The following is a 25,522-nucleotide window of genomic DNA, read 5'->3' as shown; positions in this document are numbered from 1 at the left end:
ACCCTGACCCTGAACCCACCGCGGCCCGAGCGGCAGTAGGCACCTCCGTCGCCCCATGTCCCTGGGGGGTTCAAGATGTAGGTGGTGCAGTCCCTCGGCTCCGCGCTCGCGGGTGCTGAGCCGACGAGCCCGCTGCACAGAAGCACGGAAAACGCGAAGACCGATCCAATCTTTTTCATACATCCTCAATAAATTAGCTTCCACTGATGTCGAAATTACCGTACCCGACACGGCAAACGCGAACATCAATGCGCAACTCGGCATCATGGCAGCTCAGAGGCCTACGAGGTTAAACTCGACCCTACTTAGAGAAATCCTCACGAAATCGCGAAGTGGCTGACCGCACACGATCACTGGAGCGGGCGGGTCTGCGCGGTGACCCATGCGAGGTAGTCGGCGGAGCCGTCGGTGATCGGCACGGCGACGACCTCGGGCACCTCGTAGGAGTGGTGCGCGTGCACGTGCTTGGTCAGCGCGTCCATGCGGTCCTCGGCGGTCTTGATCACCAGCTGCCACTCCTGGTCGGCGCACACCTCGCCCTGCCACCGGTAGACGCTGCGCACCGGGCCGACGACCTGCACGCACGCGGCGAGCCCGTCGGTGACCAGCGAGCGCGCGAGGTCCTCGGCCGCGTCGGCGCTGTCCAGGGTCGTGAAAACCATCAGGTGTCCCACAGCGACGAGGCTAGGACGAAGCACTGTGCTTGTCACGCAAGAGGATCGCTCGTTGTACAGCGGTCCACGCCGTTGTGACCAGTAGGTAGACACCAGCCGCGAGCGGGACGAACAACGCGATCACCAGGGTCACGTGGTGCACCAGCCGCAGGCACCCCGGCCCGCCCGGCGGTTGCCTGCGCGCGCTCCACCAACCGACCAGGAAGATCAGCCCGAGCAGCGCGCCGAAGACCACGACGGCCTCCGCGCTGAAGCCCACGCCGAAGACGTAGGAGCCGAGCGGCACGCCGAGCACGTCCTGGGTGAGCAGGTCGTTGGCGTGGCCGTTGACCGCGGGCGTGCTGAACAACCGGTACATCACCACGAAGAACGGGATCTGCGCGAGCGTCGGCAGCATTCCGACGAAGATCCCGGACGAGCGGTAGAACTCCAACGTCTCGCGTTGCAGGCGCTCCGGGTCGTCCTTGTGCTCCTCTTGGAGCTTCTTCAGCTGGGGCAGCAGCACCTCGCGCTTGCGCTCGGCCTTGGCCTGGGCGAAACCCAAGGGCAGCAACAGGATTCGCACCGCCATGGTGAACAGCACGATCGCGGCGACCGTCGCTGCGCCGCCGAGCAGCGGCCGGACGGCCCCGGCGATGGCGCTGACGAGGTGGTAGGCGCCCTCGACCGGGGCGCCGAAGATCGCGTCAAGGACGTCGCTCATCCGCCGGCCGCCCCGCTGCCGAGTCCACAGTAGACGGTCACGCGCGCCCCCAGTTCAGCCCTTGTGCGCCCGGAAACGCATCTTCTCCTTCGGGCGCACGGTCATTTCTACCCTGTCGAAGCCCGCCTCGCGCAGCCTCGCGGGCAGCGTGTCCGGGTCGACGGGGTTGAAGGTGTCACCGATGTGGATCAAGCGGAAGCCCAGCGAGTGAACGCCGTCCGAACCGGTGAACACACCGCCGGGCCGCAGCACCCGGAACGCCTCGGCGAAGAGCTTGTCCTGCAAGCGCGCCGTCGGAACGTGGTGCAGCATCGTGAAGCACACGACCGCGCTGAAGTCCTTGTCCGGCAAGGGAAGCGCGGTCCCGTCCCCCTGGAGCACGCGCACCCGGCCACCGTGCAGCCGCTCCAGCCGCGCCGCCATCGCCTCGTCGATCTCCACCGAGGTCAACTTCGGCACCAGGTCCACGAGCGCGCTCGTCGTGGCGCCGTAGCCGGGCCCGATCTCCAGCACGTCCTCGCCGAGTTCCGCCCCCTCCAACGCCCACGGGATCTGCCTGTCCCGCACGTCCTTCGCCCACTTCTCCGAGCTGCACAGCCACTGGTGGTACCGGTTCATCCCCATGTCGCGACCGTAGGGACGGCGACGCGGTGACCGCTACGAGCTACGCTGCCAAGCTGTGTCGCTGAACGGCCACGTGGTTCCCGAGCCCTCCTTCAACGTGATCATGGTCGGCAGCCTGGACATGCCGGGCGGTCTGCGCTTCGAGCGGCACACCCATCCCGTGCACCAGCTGAACTGGGCCTCCGACGGCGTGATCACCGTGACGGCGCACAGCGGCACTTGGGTGTTGCCGAGCACGCGCGCGCTGTGGATCCCCGCCGACGTCGAGCACAGCACAGCCGCGATCGGCCCCGCCGTCATGCGCAGCGTCTACTTCCCGCTCCAGGACTGCCCGATCGGCTGGACGGAGCCGACGGTGATCGCGGTCAGCCCGTTGCTGCGCCGGCTGATCGACCACCTCAGCCGCGACGGCATCGCCCCGGACGCGCGGGCGCGAGCCGAGGCCGTGGTCTTCGACCTGCTGGAGCCGATGTCGGTCACCACGTTGGACCTGCCGACCCCCGCAGACGAGCGCGCCCGCCTGGTCGTCGACGCGCTGCGCGCCGATCCCGCCGACGACCGCGACCTGGCGAGCTGGGGTCGCTTCGCCGGGGCCAGTGAACGGACGCTGGCCCGGCTCTTCGTCAGCGAGACCGGCATGACCTTCGGCAACTGGCGCGCGCAGCACCGCATGTGCGCCGCCCTACCGCTGCTCGCGGAGGGCATGGCGGTGGGCACGGTCGCCCGCCGCGTCGGCTACGGCACAGCAAGCGCGTTCGTCGCCGCGTTCCGTCGCGCCTTCGGGGTCTCCCCCGGCAGCTACTTCGCGCAGAGGTAGGTGTCTGTTCGTTCCTTGGCCAGCGCGAAGTCGTCGGCGGCGGCGAGGAGATCTCCCGCCGCCGCGCCCAGCAGGGCCATCGCGTCCTGCAACTCGTAGCCCGTTCCGGGGTCCATCACCGAGTTCAACTGCGGCCGCAGTTCGTCGAGGATGCGCTCGGCCAGCTCGCGCAGCTGTTCCTCGGGGAGCGTGCCGCGCGCGGTGGTCAGGCGGTGCAGCAGTGCGCCGACGGTGGTCATTCGCCCTCCTCCCGCGCGAGGTGTTCGCGAACGGCGGCCTCGCGCAGCAGCTCGGCCGCGCGGTGCAGCCGGTAGACCGCGTCGTTGATCTTCTGGACGCCCGTCGCGGCGTAGGCCTGGGCGGTCGCGGCTTCCGGATGGGTCGAGCCGACCCACGCCAGCACCATCTCCGCGTGCGCGTGTTCGGCGGCTTCTCGGTGCGCCGCTGTCTCCCCGGCGCACTCCCCGGCACGGTCGGCGAGGGCGTACAGCACCTCGGTCCCGGTCTCCAGCGTTGTCAACGCCTAACCCTCCTCGCCAGCTCCCGGCCCCGGACGCGTACCCCTTGATCGTGCCAGCTCCGGCGGCTCCCGCGCGCGCGGGTCACCGCTACGGAGTACTCGCGGAAAAGAATGGAGCCACGGCGGTCAAGTCAAGACCTTCCCCTCACAAGAAAAAGGACTAGCCGGTTTGGCGCAACCCATTCACAGAGTGTCCACAAAAAACCGCCGCCGCCCTCGACGAGGACGGCGGCGGAGTGAACCCGAAAAGTCACCCGATAGCGGCCTTGAACGCCGCGAGGTAGCCCTGGGAATGCCCGTTCGTGTTCGGGTGGTAGGACTCGTTGATCGGCCAGGACAGGCCGTTGAGCCATTCCGAGCTGGAGCAGATGCCGTGTCCGTTGAACCGGTCGCGGATGTCGGCGAAGCGGAAGCCCGCCGCCGAGACCCGGCCGGAGATGATGCCGGAGAGGGTGTCCGCGGCCTGGTTCAGCCGCTCCCGCTTGGCCTTGCTCAGCCCACCGAGGCCGCAGGAGCCCAGGTCGAACAGGCGGGGGTAGTTGAACACGACGACCTTGGCCGACGGCGCCTTCGACTTGACCTTCGAGTAGGTGGCGTCGAGCCTGCCGGGCAGGGTGGTGCGCGCCTGGTTGACGGCCTCGGCGACCTTGTCGAAGCAGCTCTGGTCGCTGCCGAGCTGGCAGGAGGTGAGCACGCTGGCGAAGCCGATGTCGTTGCCGCCCGCGGACAGGCTGATCAGCGAGGTGGACGCGGAGAGCTGGTCGGCCTGGTTCTGCACGTCCGCCGTGCGCGCGCCGGAGCAGGCGAGGAACTTGAAGGAGGCCGGGCTGTTGGCCTTGGCCCACAGCGGAGCGTAGGCGACCGGGCTCCTGCGGCAGTCACCGCTGGAGGAATCGTAGGTCCGGGTGCCCACCCCGGAATCGAACGAGTCGCCGAGCGCGACGTAGTTCTCCGCCGCCTTCGGAGCCGCAATTGCGGGCGCCGCGGCGACAATGCTTAACGAGATGGCCGCGGCTGCCACCGCGAAAATTGCCTTTGCGCCCACAAGGGCCTCCCCACGACGTTGTGTGACCTAGCACATAACTCATGAGTAGCACGCGCCGTCGCGGGGAGGAAGATGCAGAATTCGCGGGTCATCCGAAATTAGCCTGAACAGCTCTCGGCACCTGCTCCATCCGCCCGACGACTTCAGGCTGGCGTCACGCACACCGGCCTTGGCGTGCTGAGCTGGCCACCGACCTGGGTGAGTCCGCCGGTGCCCCGGTCCACCTTGAACAGGGCGACGCCGGGCGAGCGCTCGTTGGCCACGTAGAGGAAACGGCCGTCGTTGGTGAGCACGATGTGGCGAGGCCACGCACCACCGCACGAGGGCGTCGCGACCGGCTTGAGCGCACGACCGGAACCCCCGACGGCGAAGATCGCGATGCTGTCGTGGCCACGGTTGGAGAGGTAGACGAAGCGCCCGTCCGAGGAGACGGTCACCTCCGCCGGGTAGTTGCGCACCGAGCCGCCTGCGGGCGCGGTCGGCAGGCTCGCACCCGGCGTGAGCTTGCCGGTCGTCGCGTCCCACGCGCACACGGTGATCGTCGAGTCGAGCTCGTTGGCCACGTAGGCGGCGGTTCCGTTGGGGTGGAAGGCGATGTGCCTCGGCCCAGCTCCTGGCTTGAGCTTCGCCTGCGAGTGCCGCTGCAACTTCCCGGTGCCCAGGTCCAGTCGGTAGACGTAGACCGAGTCGGTTCCGAGGTCGACCGCGTGCACCCAGCGACCGCTCGGATCGGTGAGCACCTGGTGCGCGTGCGGCCCCTTCTGGCGGTCCGGGTCCGGCCCAGAACCCTTGTGCTGCACAAGATCTGTCGCCGGGCCGAGCGCGCCGCCCTCGCGGATCGGGTGCACGGCGACCGAGCCGGAGGAGTAGTTGGCCGTCAGCACGTAGCGCCCGGTGGGGTGGACGGCGAGGTGGCACGGGTCGGCGCCGAGCGCGGACTGCGAGCCGAGCGACCTGAGCCCGCCGCCTGCGTCCACCGCGAACGCGCTGACCCTGCCCTCGGTCGTCTCGTTGACCGCGTAGACGGTCCTGCGGTTCGGCGCGAGGGTGAGGAAGGACGGGTTGACCACGCCCTCCAGGGTCGAGACGACCTTGAGCGCCCCGGTCTGGGCGTCGGCGTCGGCCAGGCCGATCCCCTTGCCGCCGCCCGCGCCCAGCGTGTAGCAGCCGAGGTACACGCGTCGCGTCGCCACGTCGTAGGTGGAAGCCTGCGCCCCGTGCGTCATGAACGCGCTCCCCCCGACGACTCCGCCGAGCACTCCGAGGAACTTCCGCCTGTCGAAGCCGTCCCGCATCATCCCGACACCCTCCGCTCGTTCCGCAGCAGTGACAGTGGACTGGACCACTGAGGTTGGGAAGGGGTCATGGCAAACATTGCGCGACGGGCAACCCCGGGGCGCGGGGATGCCTGCCAACGGCCCAGCGGATGACACCGGAGGGGCGCAGATCGGGCGTGGAACCAAACATGAACGCCCTTGACACAACAGATCACCGTGAAATCACTCGATCGCGCAACAAACAGCTGCCTTGAGCAACGCCTGGCGGCTGAAATCGTCGGCAGGCGCGGCTTAGCCTTACGCCATGACCGCCATCGCCGATCGCCCGACCACCGGCCCGCTGAGCTCCTCGGCCGAGTCATCCACGGCTGGGTTCATAGACCTCGACGAAACCTGGAGCACGCACAACTACCACCCGCTCCCGGTCGTCATCGCCCACGCCGAGGGCGCGTGGGTGACCGACGTGGAAGGCCGCAGCTACCTCGACTTCCTCTCCGGCTACTCCGCGCTGAACTTCGGCCACCGCCACCCCGCGCTGGTCGCCGCCGCCGTCGAGCAGCTGGGCCGCGTCACGCTGACCAGCCGCGCGTTCCACCACGACCAGCTGGGCCTGTTCTGCCAGGAGCTGGCCGAGCTGACCGGGACCGACCTCGTGCTGCCGATGAACTCCGGCGCCGAGGCCGTGGAATCCGCGATCAAGGTCGCCCGCAAGTGGGCCTACCGGGTCAAGGGCGTGCCGAAGGACCAGGCGCAGATCATCGTCGCCGGCTCCAACTTCCACGGCCGCACCACCACCATCGTCTCCTTCTCCGACGACGAGGTGGCCCGCGCCGACTACGGCCCCTACACCCCGGGCTTCGTCGCGACGGCCTACGGCGACGCCGCCGCGGTGGCCGCCGCGATCACCCCGAACACCGCCGCCGTGCTGGTCGAGCCGATCCAGGGCGAGGCCGGGGTGCTCGTCCCGCAGCCCGGCTACTTCGCCGAACTGCGGCGGCTGTGCGATGAGAACAACGTGCTGCTGATCGCCGACGAGATCCAGTCCGGCCTCGCCCGCACCGGCGAGCTGCTCGCGCTGGACCACGAGGGCGTGCGCGCCGACCTCTACACCCTCGGCAAGGCGCTCGGCGGCGGCATCGTCCCCGTCTCCGCCGTCGTCGGCCGCCGCGACGTGCTCGGCGTGCTGCGCCCCGGCGAGCACGGTTCGACCTTCGGCGGCAACCCGCTGGCCTGCGCCGTCGGCCGAGCCGTCGTCAAGCTGCTCGCCACCGGTGAGTTCCAGCAGCGCTCGCGCGAGCTCGGCGCCCACCTGCACGGCCGCCTCAACGACCTCGTCGGCAAGGGGATCGCCCAGATCCGCGGGCGCGGCCTGTGGGCGGGCGTGGAGATCGCCCCCGGCGGCCCCGCCGGCCGCGACGCGTCCAAGGCGCTGGCCGCGCGCGGCATCCTCTGCAAGGAGACGCACGACAACACCCTCCGCGTCGCCCCGCCCCTGGTGATCACCCGCGAGGAGATCGACCGCGGCGTCGACGCGATCGCCGAGATCGTCCGCCCCTGACGCACCACCCGCACCGGGCCCGTCCACCTCATCGGTGGGCGGGCCCGTCTGGTTGTGCGGTCTTCAAGACCGGCAAACCCCCCTCGCGGAGGTCGTCAACCACCACAAACCCCCTCGTGCACGCGCAGGTGGAATGAGCGCGGCGGCGGTGGGTCCGTGCGGGCGGGGCCGAGGTTTGCCGTCGTTTGAGACCGCTGAGACGGGGGTTGGGTGGTCTTGAAGACTGGGGAACCCCCGGCTGGCCCACGGGTGGGTGATGTGGACGGCGGAGTGTGCGGGGGTGGCCCACTGTGTGGGGATGACTACGCGGCGGGCAGTGCTGGGCGGAATCGTTGCGGCTGCGGGTGGCCTGGTGACGGGCGGCGCGGCTGCGAGTGCGGGTGCTGCGGACGCGGGCACTGGCGCTGCGGGCGCGGCATCGGCGGGTGCGGGTACTGCGGGCGCGGGGGCTGGCGCGGCGCGGGGGAAAGCGCGGTCGGCGCGGAACGCGGGGGCGTTGACGCCGCCGGGGCGGAGCGACCTGACGATCACGGCGCGCAAGCGGGCGGAGTGGGGCGCGAACGAAGCGGTCAGGGTGAAGCCGGACGGCTCGGAGGCGTGGGCGTTGCGGTTCTCACCGGTGCAGGGGCTGGTGGTGCACCACTCGGCGCTGCCGGTGGAGGCGGACCGGAACGCGACGGTGCGCGGCATCCACGAGCTGCACGCGGTGCGCAGGCAGTGGGCGGACATCGGCTACCACTTGGTGATCGACCCGGAAGGCGTTGTGTACGAAGGCCGTTACTCCGGCCGTGACGCGGTGCCGATCTTCGACGCGCACCCGGTCCAGGGCCGCAAACCCCTTGTGGTGACCGGAGGCCACGTCTCGGGCCACAACATGGGCAACATCGGGATCTGCCTGCTGGGCGACATGACGGCGGTGCAGCCCGGCGCGGGCGCGCGGTCGAGCCTGGTGCGCACCCTGGCCGGGCTGAGCGTGCTGTGCGGGTTGGACCCGGCGGCGGACTTCGAGTACGTCAACCCGGACAACGGTGCCCGCGTCACGAAACCGATGATCAGCAGGCACCGCGACTGGGTCGGCACGGCGTGCCCCGGCGAGGCGTTCGCCGCGCAGTTCGACACGGTGCGGGCCGAGGTGGTCAGACTGGTGAAGGGTCAACGTGCGCGCTGAACCCGGGCCTCGTCCCAAACCGGCTCATCCGACTCGACCACCGAACCGTCCGAGCGGAACACCACGAAGCGGTCGAACGACCGAGCGAACCACCGGTCGTGCGTCACCGCGACGACGGTGCCGGTGAACTGCTCCAGCGCGTTCTGCAACGCCTCGGCCGAAGTCAGGTCGAGGTTGTCGGTCGGCTCGTCGAGCAGCAGCAGCGTGGCGCCGGTCAACTCCAGCAACAGAATCTGGAACCGCGCCTGCTGACCACCGGACAGCGTCTCGAAGCGTTGGTCGCCCGAAGCTTCGAGCCCGTAGCGCCGAAGCGCGCCCATCGCCTTGCCGCGATCCAGCCCCGTGCGCTGATCATCGCCGTGCCACAGCACTTCGGTGAGCGTCTTGCCGACCCACTCGGGATGCTCGTGGGTCTGCGCGAAAAGTCCCGGCTCAACGCGAGCGCCCAACCGACAGTCGCCGGTGTGCGGCACGGAACCCTTGTCCGCCAACAACCTCAGGAAGTGGCTCTTGCCGGAACCGTTGGAGCCCAACACGGCGACGCGGTCGGTGAAGAAGACCTCCAGGTCGAAGGGCTTCATGAGCCCGGTCAGCTCCAGCCGCTCGCACGTGATCGCGCGGAGGCCAGTGCGACCACCGCGCAGACGCGGCGTGACCTTCTCCTCCTGCGGCATCTCCGGCGGCTTCCCGGCCTCCTCGAACTTCCGCAGGCGCGTCTGCATCGCGCGGTACCGCGAAGCCATGTCAGGGCTGCTCGCGGCCTGATCGCGCAGGGTGCGCACGAGGTCCTTGAGCTTCTGGTGGTCCTCGTCCCAGCGCTTGTGCAGCTCAGCGACGCGCTCCCACCGGGCTTCCCGCGCCGCGTGCCAGGTGCCGAAGCTGCCGACGTGCGTCCACGCCGTCCGCGCCTCGACGGTCACCACGTGAGTCGCCGCGATGGCGAGCAGTTCGCGGTCGTGCGAGACGACCAGGACGGCCTTGTCGGTCTCGGCCAGCTTCTGTTCCAGCCAACGCTTTCCGGGCACGTCGAGGTAGTTGTCCGGCTCGTCGAGCAGCAGCACCTGCTCGCGGCCCCGGAACAGCGTCTCCAGCACGAGCCGCTTCTGCTCACCGCCGGAGAGAGTCTTCACGCCACGGTGCTGCGCGCGGTCGAAGGGCACGCCCATCGCCGAGACGGTCACGGTGTCCCAGAGCACCTCGGCGTCGTAGCCGCCGACCTCGCCCCAGTTCGCCAGCGCGTTCGCGTAGCGCATCTGCGTCGGCTCGTCGTCGGTGTCCATCAGCTTCAGCTCGACCTCGTCGAGTTCCGCCGCCGCATCGCGAAGTGCTTGCGGCGACACGGAGAGCAGCAGGTCGCGCACGGTCTGCTCGTCGCGAACGGAGCCGATGAACTGCGACATCACCGCGAGGCCGCCGTGGGCCACGACCGAGCCCTCGTCGGGCTTCAGCTCGCCGGAGAGCAGGCGCAGCAGCGTCGTCTTGCCGGCGCCGTTGGAGCCGACGAGCGCGACGACCGTGCCCGCGTTGACCTTGATGGCGACGTCCCGGAACAGCTCCCGTCCGTCCGAGAGGTGATAGGACAGACCAGCCGCGTCGAGATATCCCACGGTCCCCATGATGCAACAGGGCGCGAACGGTTATCGATTCGCCATCCGCGACAGGGCCGTGAGCCTGCTGATCGCGCGCAGGTACTTCTTGCGGTAGCCGCCGCGCAGCATCTCCTCGGTGAACATCGCCGACAACGGGCTGCCGGACACCGCGATGGGGATGTTGCGGTCGTACATGCGGTCCGCGAACACCACCAGCCGCAGCGCGACGTCCTGGTCAGCCGCCGCGCGCACCCCGCTGATCAGCACGAGCGGCACACCGTCGACGAGGCGCCCGTAGCGCGAGGGGTGCAGGCGAGCCAGATGCCCGCACAGCTCGTCGAAGGAGTCCAGGGTCGCGCCCTCGGTCTCCTTGGCCCGCAGCGCGAGGTCCTCGTCGGTCAACGGCTCCGGTGCCTCCGGCAGGCCGCGGTGGCGGTAGTCGGGGCCGTCGACACGCGCCACGTCGAAGCGCGCGGACAGCGCCTGGATCTCGCGGAGGAAGCTGTCGGCGGCGAAACGGCCCTCACCGAGCTTGTCCGGCAACGTGTTCGAGGTCGCGGCCACGTGCACCCCGGCGTCGGTCAGCTTCGCCAGCAGACGGGTCACCAGCATCGTGTCGCCGGGGTCGTCCAGCTCGAACTCGTCGATGGCCAGCAGCTTGTGCTCGGACAGCCGCCGCACCGCCTCACCGAAGCCGAGCGCGCCGACGAGGTGGGTCAGCTCGACGAAGGTGCCGTAGGACTTGGGCTCGGGCGCGGCGTGCCAGATCGAGGCCAGCAGGTGCGTCTTGCCGACGCCGAAACCCCCGTCGAGGTACAGGCCGGGCTTGCCGCCCTCAGCCTTCCCGACGCCGAAAAGGCTGCTCCACCACGACTTGGCGCGCTCGGCCTGCACGACCCGCTCCGCGAAGGACCTCCCCCGTTCGAGTGCTGTCGCCTGACTGGGTTCGGTCGGGCTCGGCAGGTAGCTGTCGAAGGACACCGAGTCGAACATCGGGGGCGGGACCATCGCCGCGACCAGCTCATCGGTGCTGACCTCCGGCAACCGGTCCACCAGGCGGGGCGCGGACATGAGGCGAGCCTATCCCGGGCGGGCGAGCGGACCAGCCGGTGCCCGTGCTGGGATGGGCTCGTGGACAGCCTCTGGTCAGCGCAACCCGACGAGCCCTTCGACGAGGGCCGGATCGAGGAGTTCTACGCCTACCCCGCGCCGCTGGAGCGGCCGTGGGTGCGGGTCAACTTCGTGTCCAGTGTGGACGGTGCGGTGAGCGTGTCCGGTCGCTCGCGCGGGCTGTCCACCCCGGCCGACCACAGGGTGTTCCAGCTCGGGCGCGACCTGGCTGACGTCGTCCTCGTCGGACTGGGCACGGCCGTGGTCGAGGGCTACGGCGGCGTGCCCGTGACGCAGCGGCGCGCTGAGCGGCGGCGGCGCCTCGGGCTGTCCCCCGTGCCGCCGATCGCGCTGGTGACCGGGCGCTGCGCGCTGGCCCCGGACTCCCCGCTGCTCACCGACACGGCCGTGCCGCCGCTGGTGTTCACCAGCTCGTCGGCCCCCGCGTCCGCGCGCAAGGACGTCGCCGCGGCGGGCGCTGAGGTGATCGTCGCCGGGCAGGACCGGGTCGACCTGCGCCTGGCGCTGGCCGAGCTGGGCGAGCGCGGGCTGCACAAGGTCGACTGCGAGGGTGGGCCGACGCTGTTCGGCAACCTCATCGCCGAGGACCTCGTCGACGAGCTGTGCCTGACGATGTCCCCCCTGCTCGTGGGCGGGGACGCCGGGCGGATCGCGACGGGGCCGCTGCCCGAGCGGCCGCGCGCGCTGTCGCTGGTGTCCGTGCTGCACGAGGACGACGCGCTGCTGCTGCGCTACGGCCGGGAACGCGCGCCGTGACCGGCGACGACCAGGAGCTGATGGCAGCGGCGGCGGGCGGGGACGTCGCGGCTTTCGACGCGCTGGTCCGGCGGCACACCACCAAGCTCTACCGCGTGGCGCTGCGCATCGTCGGGGACCCGGCCGACGCCGAGGACGTCGTGCAGGAGGCGTGGGTCTCGGCGTGGCGGTCGATGGCGGGCTTCCGCGGCGAGGCGGCCCCGACGACGTGGCTCTACCGGGTGGTCACCAACGCCGCGCTCGCGCACCTGCGCAGACGCAGACCGACCGTGCCGCTGGAGCCGGAGGGCAAGGTCGAGTCCGCGCTCGCCGACCGCTCGCCGACCCCCGAGCAGGCGGCGCTGAGCCGGGAGAAGGTCGACGCGGTGCTGCGCGCGATCGCGCTGTTGGAACCGAGCCAGCGGGTACCCCTGGTGCTGCGGGAACTGGAGGGGATGAGCTACGAGGAGGTCGCGTCCGTGCTGGAGGTCAGCGTCGCGGCCTTGCGCTCACGGCTGCACCGGGCAAGGGTGGCCCTGCTCGCCAAGTTGGAGGAGCTGCGATGAGCGGATCAGCGCTGCCCTGCGGCCACACCGTCGGCGAGCTGCTCGACCTGGTCGTCGACGGCGGGTTGGAGCCCAGCGACACCGCGCTGGCCGAGCACGCCCGCACCTGCGAGCACTGCCGCGCCGAGATCGCGGCGCTGGAGAACCGGTGGGGTCCCGTGCGCGCGGTGGCGGCCACCCCGGTCGAGCTGCCCGACGGCCTGCTGTCGCGGGTCCTCGGCACCGTGCGCGGACTGCGCGAGCACGCCTTCTCCGAGCCCGCCGAGGTGGAGCAGGAGGGCGGCACGCTCCAGGTGAGCAGGCGCGCGCTGCTGCTGCTCGCCAGGGGGCACGCGGCCGACGTGCTGCTGGACCTCCCAGGAGTGCACCTGCGCGGACTGTCCACAGTGGACAAGGTCATCCAGGTGGAGATCGCGGTGCGCTACGGCGTGCCCGCGGTCGAGGTCGCCGACACGATCGCGCAGCGACTGGTGGAGAAGCTGCGCGAGTCCGTCGGTGCTGCGGCCCCTGAGGTGTCGGTCGAGGTCATCGACGTGCTCCCGCCACGACCGGAGCTTCGTCTACCCCCGTTCGAGTGACAAAACGAGATGTTCTTCGGCCGAGGGGCATCCATTCCGATGTGACCGTCGAACTACGCGTCGACGGCTCCACACACCACGAGGCGTGATCGGAAAGGGAAACACCCATGGCTCAGAGCAGCCCCACCAAGACCGAGTCGACCACGGCCCCCGTGCAGCGCGTGGCCTCGACGACTCCGGCCCGGCTCGCCGACGAAACCTCGCAGGGCAAGACCAGCATCGCCTCCTCGGTGGTGCAGAAGATCGCGGGCATCGCGGCCAGGGAGATCTCCGGCGTCCACGCGATGGGCGGCGGCGTCTCCCGCGCGTTCGGCGCCCTGCGCGAGCGCATCCCCGGCGGCGGCACCTCGGTCAGCACCGGCGTGGCGGTCGAGGTCGGCGAGAAGCAGGCCGCGATCGACCTTGACATCGTCGTGGAGTACGGCGCGTCCATCGTGGACCTCGCCAGGGCGGTGCGCCGCAACGTGATCACCGCCGTGGAGCGGATGACCGGGCTGGAGGTGATCGAGGTCAACATCTCGGTCAACGACATCCACCTGCCGGACACCAACGGCGACGACGACTCGTCCGCGGGTGACTCGGGCAAGTCCCGGGTCGAGTAACCGTGAGCAGCACCGAGCTGGCCGACACCATCGCCGAGACCGTGCTCGCCCACCCCGCCGTGCACCGGCTCGACCCGGGCCCGTTCGGGGCGCTGGCCTCCTACCTCCCGGGCCGCCGGGTGGAGGGGGTCAGGGCGGGCGGTCCCGGCGAGGCGGTGGAGATCGGCGTCGTGCTCACCCTCGGCGGCTCGCTGCCCGAGGTGGTCGACGACCTGCGGGCACGGGTGCGGCTGGTCACCGGCGACGTCCCGGTGGACGTCACGGTGACCGACGTGGTGCTGGCCGGTGATGGCTGAGCACTCCGAGCCCGCTTCAGCAAGGGAACGAGAACGGCGCGCGGCGATCCGCGACTTCGTCCGCGCGCACCACCCCGACGTCGGGGGTGATCCGGACGAGTTCGTCGCCGGCCTTGCCCGGCTGCGCGCGGAGTTCGGCGAGCCCCGGGGGAACGCCGCCCCGGCCGACGAGGTCTCCTTCGTCGTCCGGCGGCGGGGCGTCCGGGGCCTGCTCCAGCGCTGGCGGTCCCGGCGTGGCCGCCCGCCCCGCGTTCGCTGAGAACACCAGTCACCAGCACCAGTCGTGAGAAGGCAGGGAAGTCATGAACACATCCCAGATCGGTCTGCTCGCCGGTCTCATCCTCGGGGCCGCCGGAGCCGTCGGCGGCTTCTCCGCCGTGATCATCTCGCTGGCGGTCGGCGTGCTGGGCCTGGTCATCGGCCGGGTGCTGGACGGCGAGCTGGACCTCGGCGAGCTGCTCGGCAGGGGCCGGGACAGGTGAGCGCTCCGGCGACGGCCGTCGAGGTCCCGGAGCAGCGCGAAGCCCTGCCGGAGGACGTCCTCGCCGGGGAGTCCCCCGGCGAGGGGTCCGAGCGGGGCTCGCTGGAGATCCACCCGGCGGTGCTGCGCAAGCTCGTGCAGCGGATCGTCGACGACTGCCCGGACACCGTGCGCACGCGCGGCAGGCTCGGCGGCGAGCACGGCGCCACGGCGCGGATCACCGGCGACGCCCGCGAGATGGACATCGCGGTCGAGCTGGCGCTGCGCTACCCCTCGCCGGTCCGCGAGGCCGTGGAGTCGTTGCGCACCAAGCTCATTGACGAGATGGGCCGGATCACCGGGCACCGCGTGCGCGCGGTCGACGTGACCGTGTCCGCGCTGCTGCCGGAGAACCGGCCCGCCAAGGTGGAGTGAGGACCATGCGACTACTGCTCCGACTGCTCTCCACGGTGCTCGGCCTCGCCGTCGCCGCCGGGGGCGCGGTGCTCGCGGTGGAGATGACCTGGTCGCTGGCCCAGCCGGGCTCGCGGGAGGCCCTCGTGCCGTGGCGCCAGTGGCTGGCGACCGTGGAGTCCTACTCCTGGTCCCGCGAGCCCGTGCTGTGGCTCGCGGGCGGTGTCGTCGCGCTCGGGCTGCTCCTGCTGCTCGTCGCCGCGACCGCCCGCCGCAAGGATGTGCGCCTGTCCGATCCGGCCGACGAGGTCGTCGTGACCACCTCGCCGCGCACGCTGGCCAGGCTGGTCGGCACCAAGGTGCGGGCCGCCGAGGGCGTCAGCGGTGCCACCGTCGTCGCCACCGGCAAGAAGGTCAAGGTGCGCGCGAACGGCAGGTCCACCGAGCTGCGGCCCAGTCTCGCGGAGCTGGTGCAGAGCACCGTCCAGGACCTGCCGATGCCCAGGCACCCCAAGGTGCGCGTGGCCGTCGCCGCGCCGAAGAACTCCAGGGAGTCCTCGTGAGGAGCCCCGTCAAGGCCATCGCCCGCTCCGCCCGCGCCGAGCGAGTCCTGACGTCGCTGTTCGGCCTGCTCGCCGTGGCCGCGGGCGCGCTGGCGATCGTGGTGGGCCTCGGCTGGCTCGGCACGTTCCGTTCGCAGCGCTCGGTCTTCGACCCCCTGCTGGCAGAGTGGATCGCCGCGAATCCACAGTGGACGAAGCTGATCGGCATCGGTCTCGGCATCGTGCTGCTCGTGGTCGGTCTCCTGTGGACGGTCCGCTCGCTGCGCCCCGAGCGCCAGCCCGACATGCTCCTGTCCAGCTCCGCGGCCGGTCGGCTCAAGGTCACCTCGGGCGCCGTCACCGACGCGGTCAGCGCCGACGCCGAGTCCCTCGCCGGCGTCAGCCGCGCCAAGGCCCGCCTGGTCGGCTCCGCCGAAGAACCCGCGCTGCGCCTCTACCTGTGGCTGGCCGACGGCACCGACATCCGCCGCATCTGGCAGACCCTCGACACCGACGTGCTCGCCCGCGCCCGCTCCGCCCTCGGCGTCGACCACCTCCCCACCGCCATCCGCCTGGAACTCGACACCTCCAAACCGTCCCGAGTGAGCTGAATGACTCATTGAGGTACTTCAGCGCCCTGAATGACTCATTGAGGTACTTGAGGTACCTCAATGAGTCATTCAGCACGTAAGAGCGACGTCGAGGGTCAGTTGCCGTAGCCGGGGGCGCCGTTGCCGTAGCCGGGAGGGCCTCCGCGCTCGCCGCCCCTGCCGGGGCCGTAAGGGCCGAAACCGCGGTCACCGAAGCGGTCTTGGCGTTGCTCGAATCGGGACAGCTGGCGGTCCTTGTGTCCGCGGTGGCCGTCGCCGATGCTCGCGATGAGCGCGCCGCCGACTCCGCCGACCAGGAGCAGGCCTGCCGCGACGAGCCCGGCCACCCATGCCTTGGCGTGCAGCATTTTCGGCTGCTTCGGCGGGGCAGACGGAGGGACCGGGGCGGCCTGCGGTTGCTCCGGCTGCGGCTGGGCCGCCTGCTGGTGCGCGGCCTGCGGCTGTGCCGCGTCGTGTTGTCCTGGTTGCGGCTGGGCGGTCTGCGGTTGGGCAGTCTGTGACTGTGCGGGCTGCGGCGGCGTCTCGGCGGACGGCGCCTGTCCCGACTGCGGCTGTGCCTGTTGCGGCTGTGCCTGTTGCGGCTGGGCCTGCTGCGGCTGGCTGGCCTGAGGCTGCCCCGCCTGCGACGGGGCGGGCTGCTGAGGGCGCTGCTGGTGCTTGTCGGTGGGCTGTTCGGGCTTGTCGTTGCGCTCGTCGCTCATGGTGATTCTCCTTAGCTGGCAGTCAGTTCAACAACGGATCGGATGCCGGTGGTGCACTCGACGGTGCCGTCGAGGCCGACGACGACGGCGTCGTAGCCGTCCTGGGTCTGCAACCACTCCAGCGCGCCGACGCCGCGCACGAACGCGGCGGTGGCGAGCACGTCGGCCCACATCAGCGACGGCCCGACCACCGTCACCGAGCCGAGTTCGGCGGCGGGCGCGCCGGTGTCGGGGCGCACGAGGTGCCCGCCACGGTGGGCGTTGCCGGAGGTGGCGATCCCGCCCCCGTACAGCGGCAGCACGCCGACGAGCGTGTCCGCCGAGCCGCCCTCGACGCCGATGCGCCACGCCCGCTCTCCCCTGGCGCACAAGGAGATGTCGCCCCCGGCGTTGACGTAGTAGTCCCCGGCCCACCGCTTGCCGAGCCGGGCCGCCGCGCGCTCCACGGCCCAGCCCTTGACCAGCCCGGAGGGGTCGAGCCGGTAGGTGCCGTCGGCTTCCGGCAGCAGGACGTCGAACCAGCCGTCGGTGGCGGCGCGGGCCTTGTCGGACAGCTCGAGCACCTCGGCGATGGCGGGATCGCAGTCGCCGAGTTCGAGTTCTCCCTTGCCCAGCAAGCTGATCTGGCTGTCCGGGCGATAGGTGCTGAACAAGCGGTCGACCTCGCGCAGCTCGGCGAAGACGTCGGCGACCGCCGCGGGCATGCCGTCGCCGACGGGAGCGCCACGCAGGTGCACGCTCACCGGCATGCCCATGATCTGTTCGACCCAAGCCGTGCGACTCATGTCAACCCCGCCTCGTCCAGTGCGGCCTGCAACGAGTCGCGGTAGCCCTCGCTGGTGGCCGTCGCGCCGGTGACCGCGTCGATGTCAGCGCCCTGCGCGAGCACCGCGGCCTCGTTGAGCAACGGGACGGCACGGCTGTTGATCTCGCGGTGCCGACCGGGCTCGTTGGGGAAGCGGACCGCCTCCGCCGCCGAGATCTTGTTGTCCTGCAAAGTGATCCGAACCTGGACCACGCCGCGACTGGTGGTCACCGCCGGACCGGTGACCGTGCGCGCGCCGTCAGCGACGGGTGCCGGAGCGGCCTGGACCTGCTCGGTGGACTCGCCCGTGCTCGTGCGGTAGCCGAAGAGCAGCACCAGCACCGCGACGGTGCTCAACAGCGCGAAGGAAATGCGCCCCATCATCGTCTCCCAGTCACCATGCGAAGCGTTCGAAGTGGATGCGCGCGCGGTCGACACCGGCCGTGCGCAGCGTCGCGACGACGGTCTCCATCCACGGCACGGGGCCGCACAGGAACACGTCCCGCTCAAGCAGATCGGGCACCATCCGGTACAGGGCCTCGACATCGTCGCCGTATCCGCGCGGCAGCCACGAATCCCCACGCTGTCCGTCCAAATAGGACACGGTGACGCCGCGGTTGGCGGAGAACCAGTCCAGCTCCCCGGCGAAGACCGCCTCCGCGCGCGAGCGGACCCGGTAGAGCAGGGTCACCTTGCCGGACTGGAAAGCCAGTTCCTCCAGCAGCGAGCGCATCGCGGTGATGCCGACTCCGGCCGCGATCAGCAGGGACTTGTCGGAGGTGCGCCGCGCCGAGGTGACCGCGCCGTACGGGCCTTCGATCAACACCCGCGTCCCAGGGCGGACGGTGGCCACGCGCGCGCCGCCGTCGCCGAGGTCCTTGACCGTGATCCGGAGTCGATCCTGTTGCGGCGCGGCGGAAAGCGAGAACGGGTTGGCTCGCGACTTGCCGCGCCCGTCGAGGAAGCGCCAGAGGAAGAACTGCCCGGCGCGCGCGGGGAGCTTGTCGAGCTGGCGCCCGGACATGTGCACCGAGACGACGCCGGGGGCTTCGGGCACGACCGCGACGACGCGCAGCCCGTGCCGCCAGGACCGCCACAGCGGCAGGCCGACGCGGAAGATCAGAACAGCCGCGAGCGCCACCACGTAAGCGCTCCACCAGTACGCGGTGGCCAGCGGGGAGTTGAGGAACTCGGCGCCGGTCCACAGCTGGTGCGGCAGCGCGAGCCCGACGCCGAGGTAGGCGTAGAGGTGGATCAGGTGCCAGGACTCGTAGCGCAGCCGGCGGCGCGCGGCCCTGATCGACAGCACCACCACGGCGATCAGCGCGACCGCGCCCGCGAACGCGAGGAGCATCCCGGGATAGGTGGTGACCAGCAGCCAGCCCTGCTCCAGTAAGCCCGACCCCGACGCGGCAGCGTAACCAGCGGTGATCAACACGATGTGCGCGATCATCAGCCAGAACGAGGTGAAGCCGACGAGCCGGTGCTGGCGCGCGAGCTTGTCCTGGCCGAACTGCCGCTCCAGCAAGGGAATCCGCGCCATCAGCAGGACCTGGACGAGCAGCAGGTTCGACGCGAGCAGCCCGCTGAGCCTGCCGAGCGCGGAGACGGTCCCGTCCGAGGAGAGCCCTCCGCCGCTCAGCCACAGCCCGACGACGAAGAGCAGCGACAGGGCGCCCGCGCCGATCAGCGCGCGCCGGGCCCAGGGGCTGGACGCGCGGTGCCGCACCGTCGGCAGCGGAGGGGCGACTGGAGATGTCGTGGTCACGCTACAACGGTGCGGCCCTCACATGAGCGCTGCTTCGGTTCACGATGAGAAAAGCATGAGACCCGCCCTCACGCGCGCTTCACAGCAGGTGGGCGTAGCCGTGGTGAATCGCCTGCGCGGTGAGCAGAGCGGCCAGCTCACCGGTCCCGTGCCCCAGCTCCACGACCTCGGGCAGGCCCGAGCGGCGCTCGGGGTTGTGCAGGCGGAAGCCCCGGAAACCGAGGCCCTCGCTCTCGGTCTCCGGGGTTTCCAGGGGGCTGGCGGGAAGGAGGGACACGACGTGCTCGGCCTCCGCGTCGGTCAGCGTCCATCGGGGATTGGGGACTCCGCTGAACACGTCGAGCTCGATCTCCATCGCGTTCTCCTTCCCACCGCCTCGGTCAGCGGATGACCAAGCCGACCGGCACCCAGAAGTATCCGCAGAACTGCGTGTACGGGCCGCGGTTGCAGTTCGCCGGGTTCAGCGCGCCGCCGATGACCTGGTTGGAGTTGTCGGTGTTGCGCGCGGCGGTCTGGCCGGGCTTGTGGCCCCAGAAACCGTCGGAGTGGTAGCGGTACCAGTGGTAGTCACCACCAGGCCAGCACACCAGTGCGACCAGTCGCTGTTGTCCGTCGCAGGACGGCCGGACGCCGTCGCACAGGGCGGCCGCGCGCACCGCCGCACAGGTCAGCGAGGTGTACTGGTGCCCGCACTGGCGGCCCGGCTGGGCGAAGGTGTCAGTGCGGCGGTTGACCGCGTAGTTGTAGCAGTTGTTGCGCGTGCGGACGTTCGGGTCGTTGTTCCAGAAACCCGGGTTGTACGGCGTGTGGTACGGCTGGCACGGCGCGGCGGGCGCGAGGTCGGCCTTCGACTCCACCGAGCGGCTCTCCAGGTTGCCGCGCAGTGCCCGCATGACGTGCTCGCGGATCTGGTCGTCCACGTGGTGCCGCGAGGTTTCCAGGAGCCAGCTGACCGCGTCGACGGACTCGTCCGCCGAGAGCGCCTCCTTCGAGTCCGGTGCGGCTCCGATGGCGAACCGTTGCGGCAGATGGCTTTCCGACGGGTCGTCGGAGTCCGACGACAGCACGAGACCGCGGAAGCCGAGCTGGTCGGGCAGCTCGGCCGGTTCGGCGAGGGCGCGGCCGGAGAACCGGTCGAGCGCCTCCCTCACCTGGCCGTCGTCCAAGTGCCACACCGGGTTCGCCCGTCCGGAGAAGACTTCGAGTTCGACTCGCATAGCAGGACCCCTTCTGTGGAGTGCCCCTCACTCCACATCCCAAGCTGCTCGGGAATCCGTTGCCGAATAAGGGGGTTTCTACTCAGGGCCGGTGCACGAAGGGGCAGACCAAGGTGCCGAAACTCTAGAGATCAGTTCGCATCAGTTCGCATCACGGGCAGGCGAAAGCGCACGCTAGCACCGATGCCATCGATTGGCTCGACGAACTCCACCGAGCCGCCGTGCGCCGCAGCGGTCTGCGCCACGATCGCCAGTCCGAGCCCGGAACCGGGGAGGCTGCGCGCGGACTCCGAACGCCAGAACCGTTGGAACACCATGGCTCTCTCGTCCGCCGCGATCCCAGGTCCAGCGTCCGCAACGGTGATGTCGCCTTCGGCCGAACGGACGCGCACGGTCGAGCCGGGCGGCGAGAACTTGACCGCGTTGTCCAACAGGTTCAGCACCGCGCGCTCCAGCTCGCCCGGATCGCCCACGACGGTCCAGGGTTGGCTGCGCACGTCGAACACGTGGCCCTGCGCTCTGGCTCGCGCGCGTTCCACCGCGCGGTCGACCACGGCTCCCATCGACACCGGAACGCGCTCCGTCTCGCGCTCATCCCGTGCCAGCACAACGAGTTCTCCAACCAGGTCGCCCAGTTCTCTAGCCTGTTCCTGCAAGCTGGTGAGCAACGCGCGGCGCTGCTCGTCCGGGATCGGCCTGCCGGTCTTCTCACTGCGCACCAACAGGTCCACGTTGGTGCGCATGCTCGTCAACGGCGTGCGCAGCTCGTGCGCCGCATCCGCGACCAGGTCCTGTTGGCGTTTGCGGGACTCCGCGAGGGACTTCGTCATCCGCGAGAACGCGCGCCCCAACCTGCCGATCTCGTCGCGCCCGCGCACGTCGACCGGCGCGGCCAGGTCCTCGGTCTCCGCGATGTGCTCGACGGTCTTGGTGAGCCGTTCCACCGGGCGCAGCGCGAGCCTGGTCAGCAGGAGTCCCGCCGCGGCGGCCACGACGACCCCGATCACGGAGACGACGCCGAACAGGGTTCCGAGCTGCCGCAACGTGTCCCGCACGTCGGCCATGGAACGGCTGGTCACCACCGCGTAGCCCGCGCCGACCGGCTCGATGAGCACGCGCACGCCGACTCGGCCGTAGGTGAAACCGTTGCGGAACTTCGGCATCGGCTCCCAGTCGCGCGGGCCGAGCCTGACCTTGTCGACGCCCTTCGGGCAGCACGTCGTCCCGTCCGGCCGGAGCAGCTGCACGCCGACGATGTACTTCTGGTAGCCCTGCGGCCCCTGATCCGGGCCGCACAGCGACTCCGGATCGACGCCGGGCTTGGTCAGCTCCTTCGCCGGCGAGGCCGTTTGCAACGAGGCGTCGATCTGGCGGCGCATCGTCAGGTCCGCGCTGAACCACGCGAACACGCTCACCACGATGATCCCGAGCGCCACCACCAAGGCCGTCACCAGCGCGATGCGGCTGCGCAGCAGGAGTTTCCGCTCCTTCATGCGCGTGTCCGCAGCACGTAGCCGACCCCGCGCACCGTGTGCAGCAACCGCGACGCCCCGCCGACCTCGGTCTTGCGGCGGAGATAGCCCACGTAGACGTCGAGGATGTTCGTGCCCGGGTCGTAGTCGTAGCCCCACACCTCGCGCAACAACTGCTTGCGGGTGAACACCTGCTTCGGCGCGGAGAGGAACAGCGCGAGCAGGTCGAACTCCGTGCGCGTCAACTCGATCTCTTCGCCCGCGCGGTGCGCCTCGCGGGTGCCGACGTCGACCACGAGGTCCTCGTACTTGAGCACCCCGTCCGACTCCGCCACCACCCGGCCGCGCCGCAACAGCGCTCGCAGGCGGGCCAGCAACTCCTCCAACGCGAACGGCTTCGGCAGGTAGTCGTCGGCGCCCGCGTTGAGCCCCGACACGCGGTCGCTCACCGCATCGCGCGCGGTCAGCATCAGGATCGGCACGTCCGCGCCCGCACTGCGCAGCCTGCGGCACGTCTCCAGGCCGTCAACGCCCGGCATCATCAGGTCGAGCACCAAGGCGTCCAGCTTGCGCCCGTTGGGGTCCAGCACCCGATCGAGCGCGCGCTGCCCGTCCTCCGCCGTCTCCACGGTGTAGCCCTCGAAGAGCAGGCTCCGCTCCAGGCTCTCGCGCACGGCAGGCTCGTCGTCCACCACCAACAGGTGCATGCCCGCCATCTTCGCGCACACCGCCCGCTCAGTACCCCTTCAAGCCCCCGCGCGCCTCCCCACCTCGCCCGCGCCGCACTCCGCGCCGCTTAAGCCCTGAATGACTCATTCAGGGCGTTGAGCTCCCTCAATGACTCATTCAGCACGCTCAACCACATGAATGAGTCATTGAGGGCATCGTCCAAGTACCCGAACGGCCCGTTCAGTGCGCTCAACTCCCCGAACGCCCCGTTCAGTGCGTTGAAGGAGCTGAACGGGTCGTTTGGTGCGCTCAAGTACCTGAAAGGGCCGTTCGGGGAGTTCAAGTACCTGAAGGGGTCGTTCAGGGCTCTCAACGCACCGAAGGAGGCGTTGGCGTGTGCGAGGGGGCCGGAGTCAGCGGAGGAGGGAGCGCATGCGGGCGATCTCGGCGGTCTGGGTGGCGACGACGTCGTCGGCCATCTGCTCGACGAAGACGTCGGCGCCGTCGCGGCGGACCTGCTCGGCCATCACCAGCGCGCCCTCGTGATGGGCGATCATCAGCTCCACGAAGCGCTTCTCGAACGGAGCACCGGTCAGCCCGGCCAGCTCGCGCAGCTGCTCCGGCGTCGCCATGCCCGGCATTCCCGCATGCTGGGACGCGTCGCCACCGTGCTCGTGCCCGGTTCCCGGGACGGGCTTGCCGTTGTTGCGCAGCCAGGCCTTCATGGCCTCGATCTCCGGGCCCTGCGACTTCTCGATCCGGTCGGCCATCGTCTTGACCGGTTCGGCGGCGGCACGCGAAGGCACGAGCTTGGTCATCTCCAGCGCCTGCGCGTGGTGCGGGATCATCCGCTCCACGTACAGCGCGTCGGCGTCGTTCGGCTTGGGCTTCTGCTGCGCGCCAGCGGCCTGATCTGCGGGAATGGTCCGCGCGGACTGTCCGGGGCCACCGGGGAGGATCACCGGGTGGGAGGAGGACTCGTCCCTGCCTGACGCGGAGCAGCCAGCCGCCACGATCGCGGGCACCGACATCGCCAGCACCAGCCCAGCGGCGCGCAGCGCACGCCCACGCCGGTTCCCGTTCTGCACTTCCTCGGCCTCCACGCTCATCGTCCTCGGCGGACAACGGTACTGCCTAGCACGTGGGTCCCTGTGTAAACCACTGCATAAAGATGCTCTATTCGGCCCTGTAAGCCGTGGTGCCGGGCGCGCAGACTCCCCCGTGTGCGGGCGTGAAGCTCGCGTGTGGTCGAGGGGAGCAATTTACGTGACGCCGGGTAAGAAGAGGACTACGGCGCGTGCGATCGCAGTCGCCGCCGCCGGTCTGCTGGCGTTGTCGCTGACGACCGTCGTCGGCGGAACGGCCGCGGCGCAGGACAGCGCCGTCCAGGCGACTCCGGGCGAGAACGAGATCTCGTCGAGCCGCAACATCCGTCAGATCGCCAACATCCCGAAGCAGGCCCCGTTCAACACCGAGGCCGCGCTGGGCACCGACATCGCCTTCACCGGCAAGTACGCGGTGGTGGGCAACTACGACGGCTTCATCATCTACGACGTCTCGAAGCCGGCGAAGCCGAAGATCGTCAGCCAGGTCCTCTGCCCTGGCTCGCAGAACGACGTGTCCGTCTCCGGGGACCTGCTGTTCCTGTCGACCGACTCCTCGCGCAGCGACAACTCCTGCAACAGCACTCCCAAGCCCGCGACCGAGAAGGACGCGTGGGAGGGCATCAAGGTCTTCGACATCAAGGACAAGGCCAACCCGAAGTACGTCTCGGCGATCGAGACCAAGTGCGGTTCGCACACCAACACCCTGGTGCCGGACAAGCGCAAGCAGAACGTCTACATCTACGTCTCCTCCTACAGCCCGAACGCGACGTTCCCGGACTGCCAGCCCCCGCACGACCTGATCTCGATCATCAAGGTCCCGGTCAAGAACCCGGCGCAGGCCAAGCTCGTCGGCGAGCCGGTGCTCTTCCCCGGCGGCGGCAACAACGGCATTCCCGGCTCGTTCCCCGCGCCGTACGTGACGCCGACCTCGGGCTGCCACGACATCACCGCGTACCCGGAGAAGGACCTCGCGGCCGGCGCCTGCATGGGTGAGGGCGTGCTGTTCGACATCTCCGACCGCGAGAAGCCGCGCGTGATCAACACGGTGAAGGACGACAAGAACTTCGCCTTCTGGCACTCCGCGACCTTCAACAACGACGGCACCAAGGTCGTCTTCACCGACGAGCTCGGTGGCGGTGGCGCCCCCGCGTGCACCGCGGCGATCGGCCAGGTGCGCGGCGCGAACGGGATCTACGACATCACCGGCCGCGGCGACAAGCGCAAGCTGGAGTTCCGCAGCTACTACAAGATCCCGCGCCTGCAGACCGAGACCGAGAACTGCGTGGCCCACAACGGCTCGCTGATCCCGGTCTTCGGCCGCGACATCATGGTGCAGGCCTGGTACCAGGGCGGGATCTCGGTGTGGGACTTCACCAACTCCGCCCGCCCGGTGGAGATCGCGCACTGGGAGCGCGGCCCGTACAACGCCAGCAAGCTGGTGACGGGCGGCTCGTGGTCGGCCTACTACTACAACGGCCACATCTACTCCAGCGACATCCAGAAGGGCCTGGACGTGCTGGAGCTCAACGACTGGCGCACCTTCAGCGCCCAGTTCGTCCGGATGCGCGAGTTCAACCCGCAGTCCCAGGGCCACTACCTGGGCTGAGCCCCTGACACGACGAGGGCCGTCGCTCCGCGAAGGAGCGGCGGCCCTCGTCGTTCACGTGCTGAACGACCCGTTCAACGCACTCCACGTGGCGTGGACACGGGCAGCACGGACGTACCCAATGCGGCACTGGTTACGTCTGGCGAAACAAATGCCACATTGGGTACACAACAGCTGCCTCGGGTTCACCAGTCTTCAAGACCACCCAACCCCCTTCGCTGAGGTCTCCAACGACGGCAAACCCTCGGCTGCCTCGCGGGACTTGTGG

General features: G+C 70.1%; 32 protein-coding genes. 14 read left to right on the top strand and 18 right to left on the bottom strand.

Features of this window, described 5'->3' with window-relative positions:
* Positions 1 to 350 precede the first annotated feature (350 nt).
* The 3 genes from cutA to ABD798_RS36695 are packed head-to-tail and all read right to left on the bottom strand — an operon-like array spanning position 351 to position 2,001.
* The gene (gene cutA / locus ABD798_RS36705; protein WP_344886155.1) at positions 351 to 662 is read right to left on the bottom strand and encodes a divalent-cation tolerance protein CutA; all 312 of its coding nucleotides are present in this window, start codon (positions 660 to 662) and stop codon (positions 351 to 353) included.
* 22 nt (positions 663 to 684) lie between these two features.
* A complete protein-coding gene (locus ABD798_RS36700; RefSeq protein WP_344886152.1) occupies positions 685 to 1,377 on the bottom strand; it encodes a YidC/Oxa1 family membrane protein insertase in 693 nt (230 codons plus the stop codon).
* Positions 1,378 to 1,431: 54 nt separating this feature from the next.
* Positions 1,432 to 2,001 (bottom strand): class I SAM-dependent methyltransferase, encoded by a 570-nt coding sequence (locus ABD798_RS36695; RefSeq protein ID WP_344886149.1) that lies wholly within the window; start codon positions 1,999 to 2,001, stop codon positions 1,432 to 1,434.
* Between the two features lie 55 nt (positions 2,002 to 2,056).
* Here ABD798_RS36695 and ABD798_RS36690 point away from each other — a divergent pair, with 55 nt between their 5' ends.
* A complete protein-coding gene (locus tag ABD798_RS36690; protein ID WP_344886146.1) occupies positions 2,057 to 2,818 on the top strand; it encodes an AraC family transcriptional regulator in 762 nt (253 codons plus the stop codon).
* Here ABD798_RS36690 and ABD798_RS36685 read toward each other — a convergent pair.
* The 4 genes from ABD798_RS36685 to ABD798_RS36670 all read right to left on the bottom strand — a co-directional run bounded on the left by ABD798_RS36685 (position 2,800) and on the right by ABD798_RS36670 (position 5,681).
* Positions 2,800 to 3,057, bottom strand: coding sequence for a hypothetical protein (locus tag ABD798_RS36685; RefSeq protein ID WP_344886143.1), 258 nt, complete (start codon positions 3,055 to 3,057; stop codon positions 2,800 to 2,802). The two genes, ABD798_RS36690 and ABD798_RS36685, sit on opposite strands and share 19 nt — an antisense overlap.
* Positions 3,054 to 3,338, bottom strand: coding sequence for a hypothetical protein (locus ABD798_RS36680; protein WP_344886140.1), 285 nt, complete (start codon positions 3,336 to 3,338; stop codon positions 3,054 to 3,056). Before ABD798_RS36680 ends, ABD798_RS36685 begins: the two co-directional genes overlap by 4 nt.
* A 250-nt stretch (positions 3,339 to 3,588) precedes the next feature.
* Entirely contained in the window at positions 3,589 to 4,359 is a 771-nt protein-coding gene (locus ABD798_RS36675; RefSeq protein WP_344886137.1) for an SGNH/GDSL hydrolase family protein, read from the bottom strand.
* Positions 4,360 to 4,526: 167 nt separating this feature from the next.
* Positions 4,527 to 5,681 (bottom strand): lactonase family protein, encoded by a 1,155-nt coding sequence (locus ABD798_RS36670; protein ID WP_344886133.1) that lies wholly within the window; start codon positions 5,679 to 5,681, stop codon positions 4,527 to 4,529.
* Between the two features lie 283 nt (positions 5,682 to 5,964).
* Here ABD798_RS36670 and rocD point away from each other — a divergent pair, with 283 nt between their 5' ends.
* Both rocD and ABD798_RS36660 read left to right on the top strand, forming a co-directional pair.
* Positions 5,965 to 7,218: an ornithine--oxo-acid transaminase gene (gene rocD / locus ABD798_RS36665; RefSeq protein WP_344886130.1), complete on the top strand. Its 1,254-nt coding sequence runs from the start codon at positions 5,965 to 5,967 to the stop codon at positions 7,216 to 7,218.
* A gap of 298 nt (positions 7,219 to 7,516) precedes the next feature.
* A complete protein-coding gene (locus ABD798_RS36660) occupies positions 7,517 to 8,386 on the top strand; it encodes a peptidoglycan recognition protein family protein (RefSeq protein ID WP_344886127.1) in 870 nt (289 codons plus the stop codon).
* Here ABD798_RS36660 and ABD798_RS36655 read toward each other — a convergent pair.
* Both ABD798_RS36655 and zapE read right to left on the bottom strand, forming a co-directional pair.
* Positions 8,371 to 10,002 (bottom strand): ABC-F family ATP-binding cassette domain-containing protein, encoded by a 1,632-nt coding sequence (locus ABD798_RS36655; protein WP_344886124.1) that lies wholly within the window; start codon positions 10,000 to 10,002, stop codon positions 8,371 to 8,373. The two genes, ABD798_RS36660 and ABD798_RS36655, sit on opposite strands and share 16 nt — an antisense overlap.
* Before the next feature lie 21 nt (positions 10,003 to 10,023).
* Positions 10,024 to 11,046, bottom strand: coding sequence for a cell division protein ZapE (gene zapE / locus ABD798_RS36650; RefSeq protein ID WP_344886121.1), 1,023 nt, complete (start codon positions 11,044 to 11,046; stop codon positions 10,024 to 10,026).
* Positions 11,047 to 11,106: 60 nt separating this feature from the next.
* Between zapE and ABD798_RS36645 the strand changes: the two genes are divergently transcribed.
* The 10 genes from ABD798_RS36645 to ABD798_RS36600 all read left to right on the top strand — a co-directional run bounded on the left by ABD798_RS36645 (position 11,107) and on the right by ABD798_RS36600 (position 15,910).
* A complete protein-coding gene (locus tag ABD798_RS36645) occupies positions 11,107 to 11,862 on the top strand; it encodes a pyrimidine reductase family protein (RefSeq protein ID WP_344886117.1) in 756 nt (251 codons plus the stop codon).
* A 20-nt stretch (positions 11,863 to 11,882) separates the two neighbouring features.
* Complete coding sequence (locus ABD798_RS36640) at positions 11,883 to 12,407, top strand: RNA polymerase sigma factor (RefSeq protein WP_344886213.1); 525 nt, start codon at positions 11,883 to 11,885, stop codon at positions 12,405 to 12,407.
* On the top strand, positions 12,404 to 12,985 hold the full coding sequence (locus ABD798_RS36635) for an anti-sigma factor family protein (RefSeq protein WP_344886114.1): 582 nt from the start codon (positions 12,404 to 12,406) through the stop codon (positions 12,983 to 12,985). The genes ABD798_RS36640 and ABD798_RS36635 overlap by 4 nt, the downstream gene beginning before the upstream one ends.
* A gap of 107 nt (positions 12,986 to 13,092) precedes the next feature.
* The gene (locus ABD798_RS36630; RefSeq protein ID WP_344886112.1) at positions 13,093 to 13,587 is read left to right on the top strand and encodes an Asp23/Gls24 family envelope stress response protein; all 495 of its coding nucleotides are present in this window, start codon (positions 13,093 to 13,095) and stop codon (positions 13,585 to 13,587) included.
* Between the two features lie 2 nt (positions 13,588 to 13,589).
* Positions 13,590 to 13,883 (top strand): hypothetical protein, encoded by a 294-nt coding sequence (locus tag ABD798_RS36625; RefSeq protein WP_344886109.1) that lies wholly within the window; start codon positions 13,590 to 13,592, stop codon positions 13,881 to 13,883.
* Positions 13,876 to 14,142, top strand: a complete 267-nt coding sequence (locus tag ABD798_RS36620; protein WP_344886106.1) for a hypothetical protein — start codon at positions 13,876 to 13,878, stop codon at positions 14,140 to 14,142. Before ABD798_RS36625 ends, ABD798_RS36620 begins: the two co-directional genes overlap by 8 nt.
* Before the next feature lie 43 nt (positions 14,143 to 14,185).
* A complete protein-coding gene (locus ABD798_RS36615; RefSeq protein WP_344886103.1) occupies positions 14,186 to 14,365 on the top strand; it encodes a hypothetical protein in 180 nt (59 codons plus the stop codon).
* Complete coding sequence (locus tag ABD798_RS36610; RefSeq protein WP_344886100.1) at positions 14,362 to 14,778, top strand: Asp23/Gls24 family envelope stress response protein; 417 nt, start codon at positions 14,362 to 14,364, stop codon at positions 14,776 to 14,778. Before ABD798_RS36615 ends, ABD798_RS36610 begins: the two co-directional genes overlap by 4 nt.
* 5 nt (positions 14,779 to 14,783) lie before the next feature.
* The gene (locus tag ABD798_RS36605; protein WP_344886097.1) at positions 14,784 to 15,320 is read left to right on the top strand and encodes a DUF6286 domain-containing protein; all 537 of its coding nucleotides are present in this window, start codon (positions 14,784 to 14,786) and stop codon (positions 15,318 to 15,320) included.
* Positions 15,317 to 15,910 carry an alkaline shock response membrane anchor protein AmaP gene (locus ABD798_RS36600; RefSeq protein WP_344886094.1) on the top strand — a complete coding sequence of 198 codons (594 nt, stop codon included), beginning with the start codon at positions 15,317 to 15,319 and terminating at the stop codon, positions 15,908 to 15,910. The genes ABD798_RS36605 and ABD798_RS36600 overlap by 4 nt, the downstream gene beginning before the upstream one ends.
* 95 nt (positions 15,911 to 16,005) lie before the next feature.
* Here the strand turns inward: ABD798_RS36600 and ABD798_RS36595 are convergent, their stop codons facing one another.
* The 9 genes from ABD798_RS36595 to ABD798_RS36555 all read right to left on the bottom strand — a co-directional run bounded on the left by ABD798_RS36595 (position 16,006) and on the right by ABD798_RS36555 (position 23,645).
* On the bottom strand, positions 16,006 to 16,611 hold the full coding sequence (locus tag ABD798_RS36595; RefSeq protein WP_344886092.1) for a hypothetical protein: 606 nt from the start codon (positions 16,609 to 16,611) through the stop codon (positions 16,006 to 16,008).
* 11 nt (positions 16,612 to 16,622) lie between these two features.
* Positions 16,623 to 17,396, bottom strand: coding sequence for an FAD:protein FMN transferase (locus ABD798_RS36590; RefSeq protein ID WP_344886089.1), 774 nt, complete (start codon positions 17,394 to 17,396; stop codon positions 16,623 to 16,625).
* Positions 17,393 to 17,797, bottom strand: a complete 405-nt coding sequence (locus ABD798_RS36585; RefSeq protein WP_344886086.1) for an FMN-binding protein — start codon at positions 17,795 to 17,797, stop codon at positions 17,393 to 17,395. The genes ABD798_RS36590 and ABD798_RS36585 overlap by 4 nt, the downstream gene beginning before the upstream one ends.
* Positions 17,798 to 17,810: 13 nt before the next feature.
* Complete coding sequence (locus tag ABD798_RS36580) at positions 17,811 to 19,184, bottom strand: ferredoxin reductase family protein (RefSeq protein ID WP_344886083.1); 1,374 nt, start codon at positions 19,182 to 19,184, stop codon at positions 17,811 to 17,813.
* A 79-nt stretch (positions 19,185 to 19,263) separates the two neighbouring features.
* Complete coding sequence (locus ABD798_RS36575; RefSeq protein WP_344886080.1) at positions 19,264 to 19,539, bottom strand: hypothetical protein; 276 nt, start codon at positions 19,537 to 19,539, stop codon at positions 19,264 to 19,266.
* A 25-nt stretch (positions 19,540 to 19,564) separates the two neighbouring features.
* The gene (locus ABD798_RS36570) at positions 19,565 to 20,401 is read right to left on the bottom strand and encodes a hypothetical protein (protein WP_344886077.1); all 837 of its coding nucleotides are present in this window, start codon (positions 20,399 to 20,401) and stop codon (positions 19,565 to 19,567) included.
* 131 nt (positions 20,402 to 20,532) lie between these two features.
* Positions 20,533 to 21,894 (bottom strand): HAMP domain-containing sensor histidine kinase, encoded by a 1,362-nt coding sequence (locus ABD798_RS36565; RefSeq protein WP_344886074.1) that lies wholly within the window; start codon positions 21,892 to 21,894, stop codon positions 20,533 to 20,535.
* Entirely contained in the window at positions 21,891 to 22,580 is a 690-nt protein-coding gene (locus ABD798_RS36560) for a response regulator transcription factor (RefSeq protein ID WP_344886071.1), read from the bottom strand. The genes ABD798_RS36565 and ABD798_RS36560 overlap by 4 nt, the downstream gene beginning before the upstream one ends.
* A 375-nt stretch (positions 22,581 to 22,955) precedes the next feature.
* Positions 22,956 to 23,645 carry a DUF305 domain-containing protein gene (locus ABD798_RS36555; RefSeq protein WP_344886068.1) on the bottom strand — a complete coding sequence of 230 codons (690 nt, stop codon included), beginning with the start codon at positions 23,643 to 23,645 and terminating at the stop codon, positions 22,956 to 22,958.
* 163 nt (positions 23,646 to 23,808) lie between these two features.
* Between ABD798_RS36555 and ABD798_RS36550 the strand changes: the two genes are divergently transcribed.
* Positions 23,809 to 25,254 carry an LVIVD repeat-containing protein gene (locus ABD798_RS36550; protein ID WP_344886065.1) on the top strand — a complete coding sequence of 482 codons (1,446 nt, stop codon included), beginning with the start codon at positions 23,809 to 23,811 and terminating at the stop codon, positions 25,252 to 25,254.
* The last annotated feature ends 268 nt before the right edge of the window (positions 25,255 to 25,522 follow it).

Origin of the sequence: Allokutzneria multivorans (assembly GCF_039537405.1) — a bacterium.
Classification (GTDB): Bacteria; Actinomycetota; Actinomycetes; order Mycobacteriales; family Pseudonocardiaceae; genus Allokutzneria; species Allokutzneria multivorans.
This window is presented reverse-complemented; position numbering and strand designations above follow the sequence as displayed.

Coding starts and splice junctions, on each gene's coding strand:
- cutA (WP_344886155.1), bottom strand. CDS start 662: ATGGTTTTCACGACCCTGGACAGCGCCGACGCGGCCGAGGACCTCGCG.
- ABD798_RS36700 (WP_344886152.1), bottom strand. CDS start 1,377: ATGAGCGACGTCCTTGACGCGATCTTCGGCGCCCCGGTCGAGGGCGCC.
- ABD798_RS36695 (WP_344886149.1), bottom strand. CDS start 2,001: ATGGGGATGAACCGGTACCACCAGTGGCTGTGCAGCTCGGAGAAGTGG.
- ABD798_RS36685 (WP_344886143.1), bottom strand. CDS start 3,057: ATGACCACCGTCGGCGCACTGCTGCACCGCCTGACCACCGCGCGCGGC.
- ABD798_RS36670 (WP_344886133.1), bottom strand. CDS start 5,681: ATGATGCGGGACGGCTTCGACAGGCGGAAGTTCCTCGGAGTGCTCGGC.
- rocD (WP_344886130.1), top strand. CDS start 5,965: ATGACCGCCATCGCCGATCGCCCGACCACCGGCCCGCTGAGCTCCTCG.
- ABD798_RS36660 (WP_344886127.1), top strand. CDS start 7,517: ATGACTACGCGGCGGGCAGTGCTGGGCGGAATCGTTGCGGCTGCGGGT.
- ABD798_RS36655 (WP_344886124.1), bottom strand. CDS start 10,002: ATGGGGACCGTGGGATATCTCGACGCGGCTGGTCTGTCCTATCACCTC.
- zapE (WP_344886121.1), bottom strand. CDS start 11,046: ATGTCCGCGCCCCGCCTGGTGGACCGGTTGCCGGAGGTCAGCACCGAT.
- ABD798_RS36640 (WP_344886213.1), top strand. CDS start 11,883: ATGGCAGCGGCGGCGGGCGGGGACGTCGCGGCTTTCGACGCGCTGGTC.
- ABD798_RS36635 (WP_344886114.1), top strand. CDS start 12,404: ATGAGCGGATCAGCGCTGCCCTGCGGCCACACCGTCGGCGAGCTGCTC.
- ABD798_RS36630 (WP_344886112.1), top strand. CDS start 13,093: ATGGCTCAGAGCAGCCCCACCAAGACCGAGTCGACCACGGCCCCCGTG.
- ABD798_RS36620 (WP_344886106.1), top strand. CDS start 13,876: ATGGCTGAGCACTCCGAGCCCGCTTCAGCAAGGGAACGAGAACGGCGC.
- ABD798_RS36615 (WP_344886103.1), top strand. CDS start 14,186: ATGAACACATCCCAGATCGGTCTGCTCGCCGGTCTCATCCTCGGGGCC.
- ABD798_RS36605 (WP_344886097.1), top strand. CDS start 14,784: ATGCGACTACTGCTCCGACTGCTCTCCACGGTGCTCGGCCTCGCCGTC.
- ABD798_RS36595 (WP_344886092.1), bottom strand. CDS start 16,611: ATGAGCGACGAGCGCAACGACAAGCCCGAACAGCCCACCGACAAGCAC.
- ABD798_RS36590 (WP_344886089.1), bottom strand. CDS start 17,396: ATGAGTCGCACGGCTTGGGTCGAACAGATCATGGGCATGCCGGTGAGC.
- ABD798_RS36585 (WP_344886086.1), bottom strand. CDS start 17,797: ATGGGGCGCATTTCCTTCGCGCTGTTGAGCACCGTCGCGGTGCTGGTG.
- ABD798_RS36575 (WP_344886080.1), bottom strand. CDS start 19,539: ATGGAGATCGAGCTCGACGTGTTCAGCGGAGTCCCCAATCCCCGATGG.
- ABD798_RS36570 (WP_344886077.1), bottom strand. CDS start 20,401: ATGCGAGTCGAACTCGAAGTCTTCTCCGGACGGGCGAACCCGGTGTGG.
- ABD798_RS36565 (WP_344886074.1), bottom strand. CDS start 21,894: ATGAAGGAGCGGAAACTCCTGCTGCGCAGCCGCATCGCGCTGGTGACG.
- ABD798_RS36560 (WP_344886071.1), bottom strand. CDS start 22,580: ATGCACCTGTTGGTGGTGGACGACGAGCCTGCCGTGCGCGAGAGCCTG.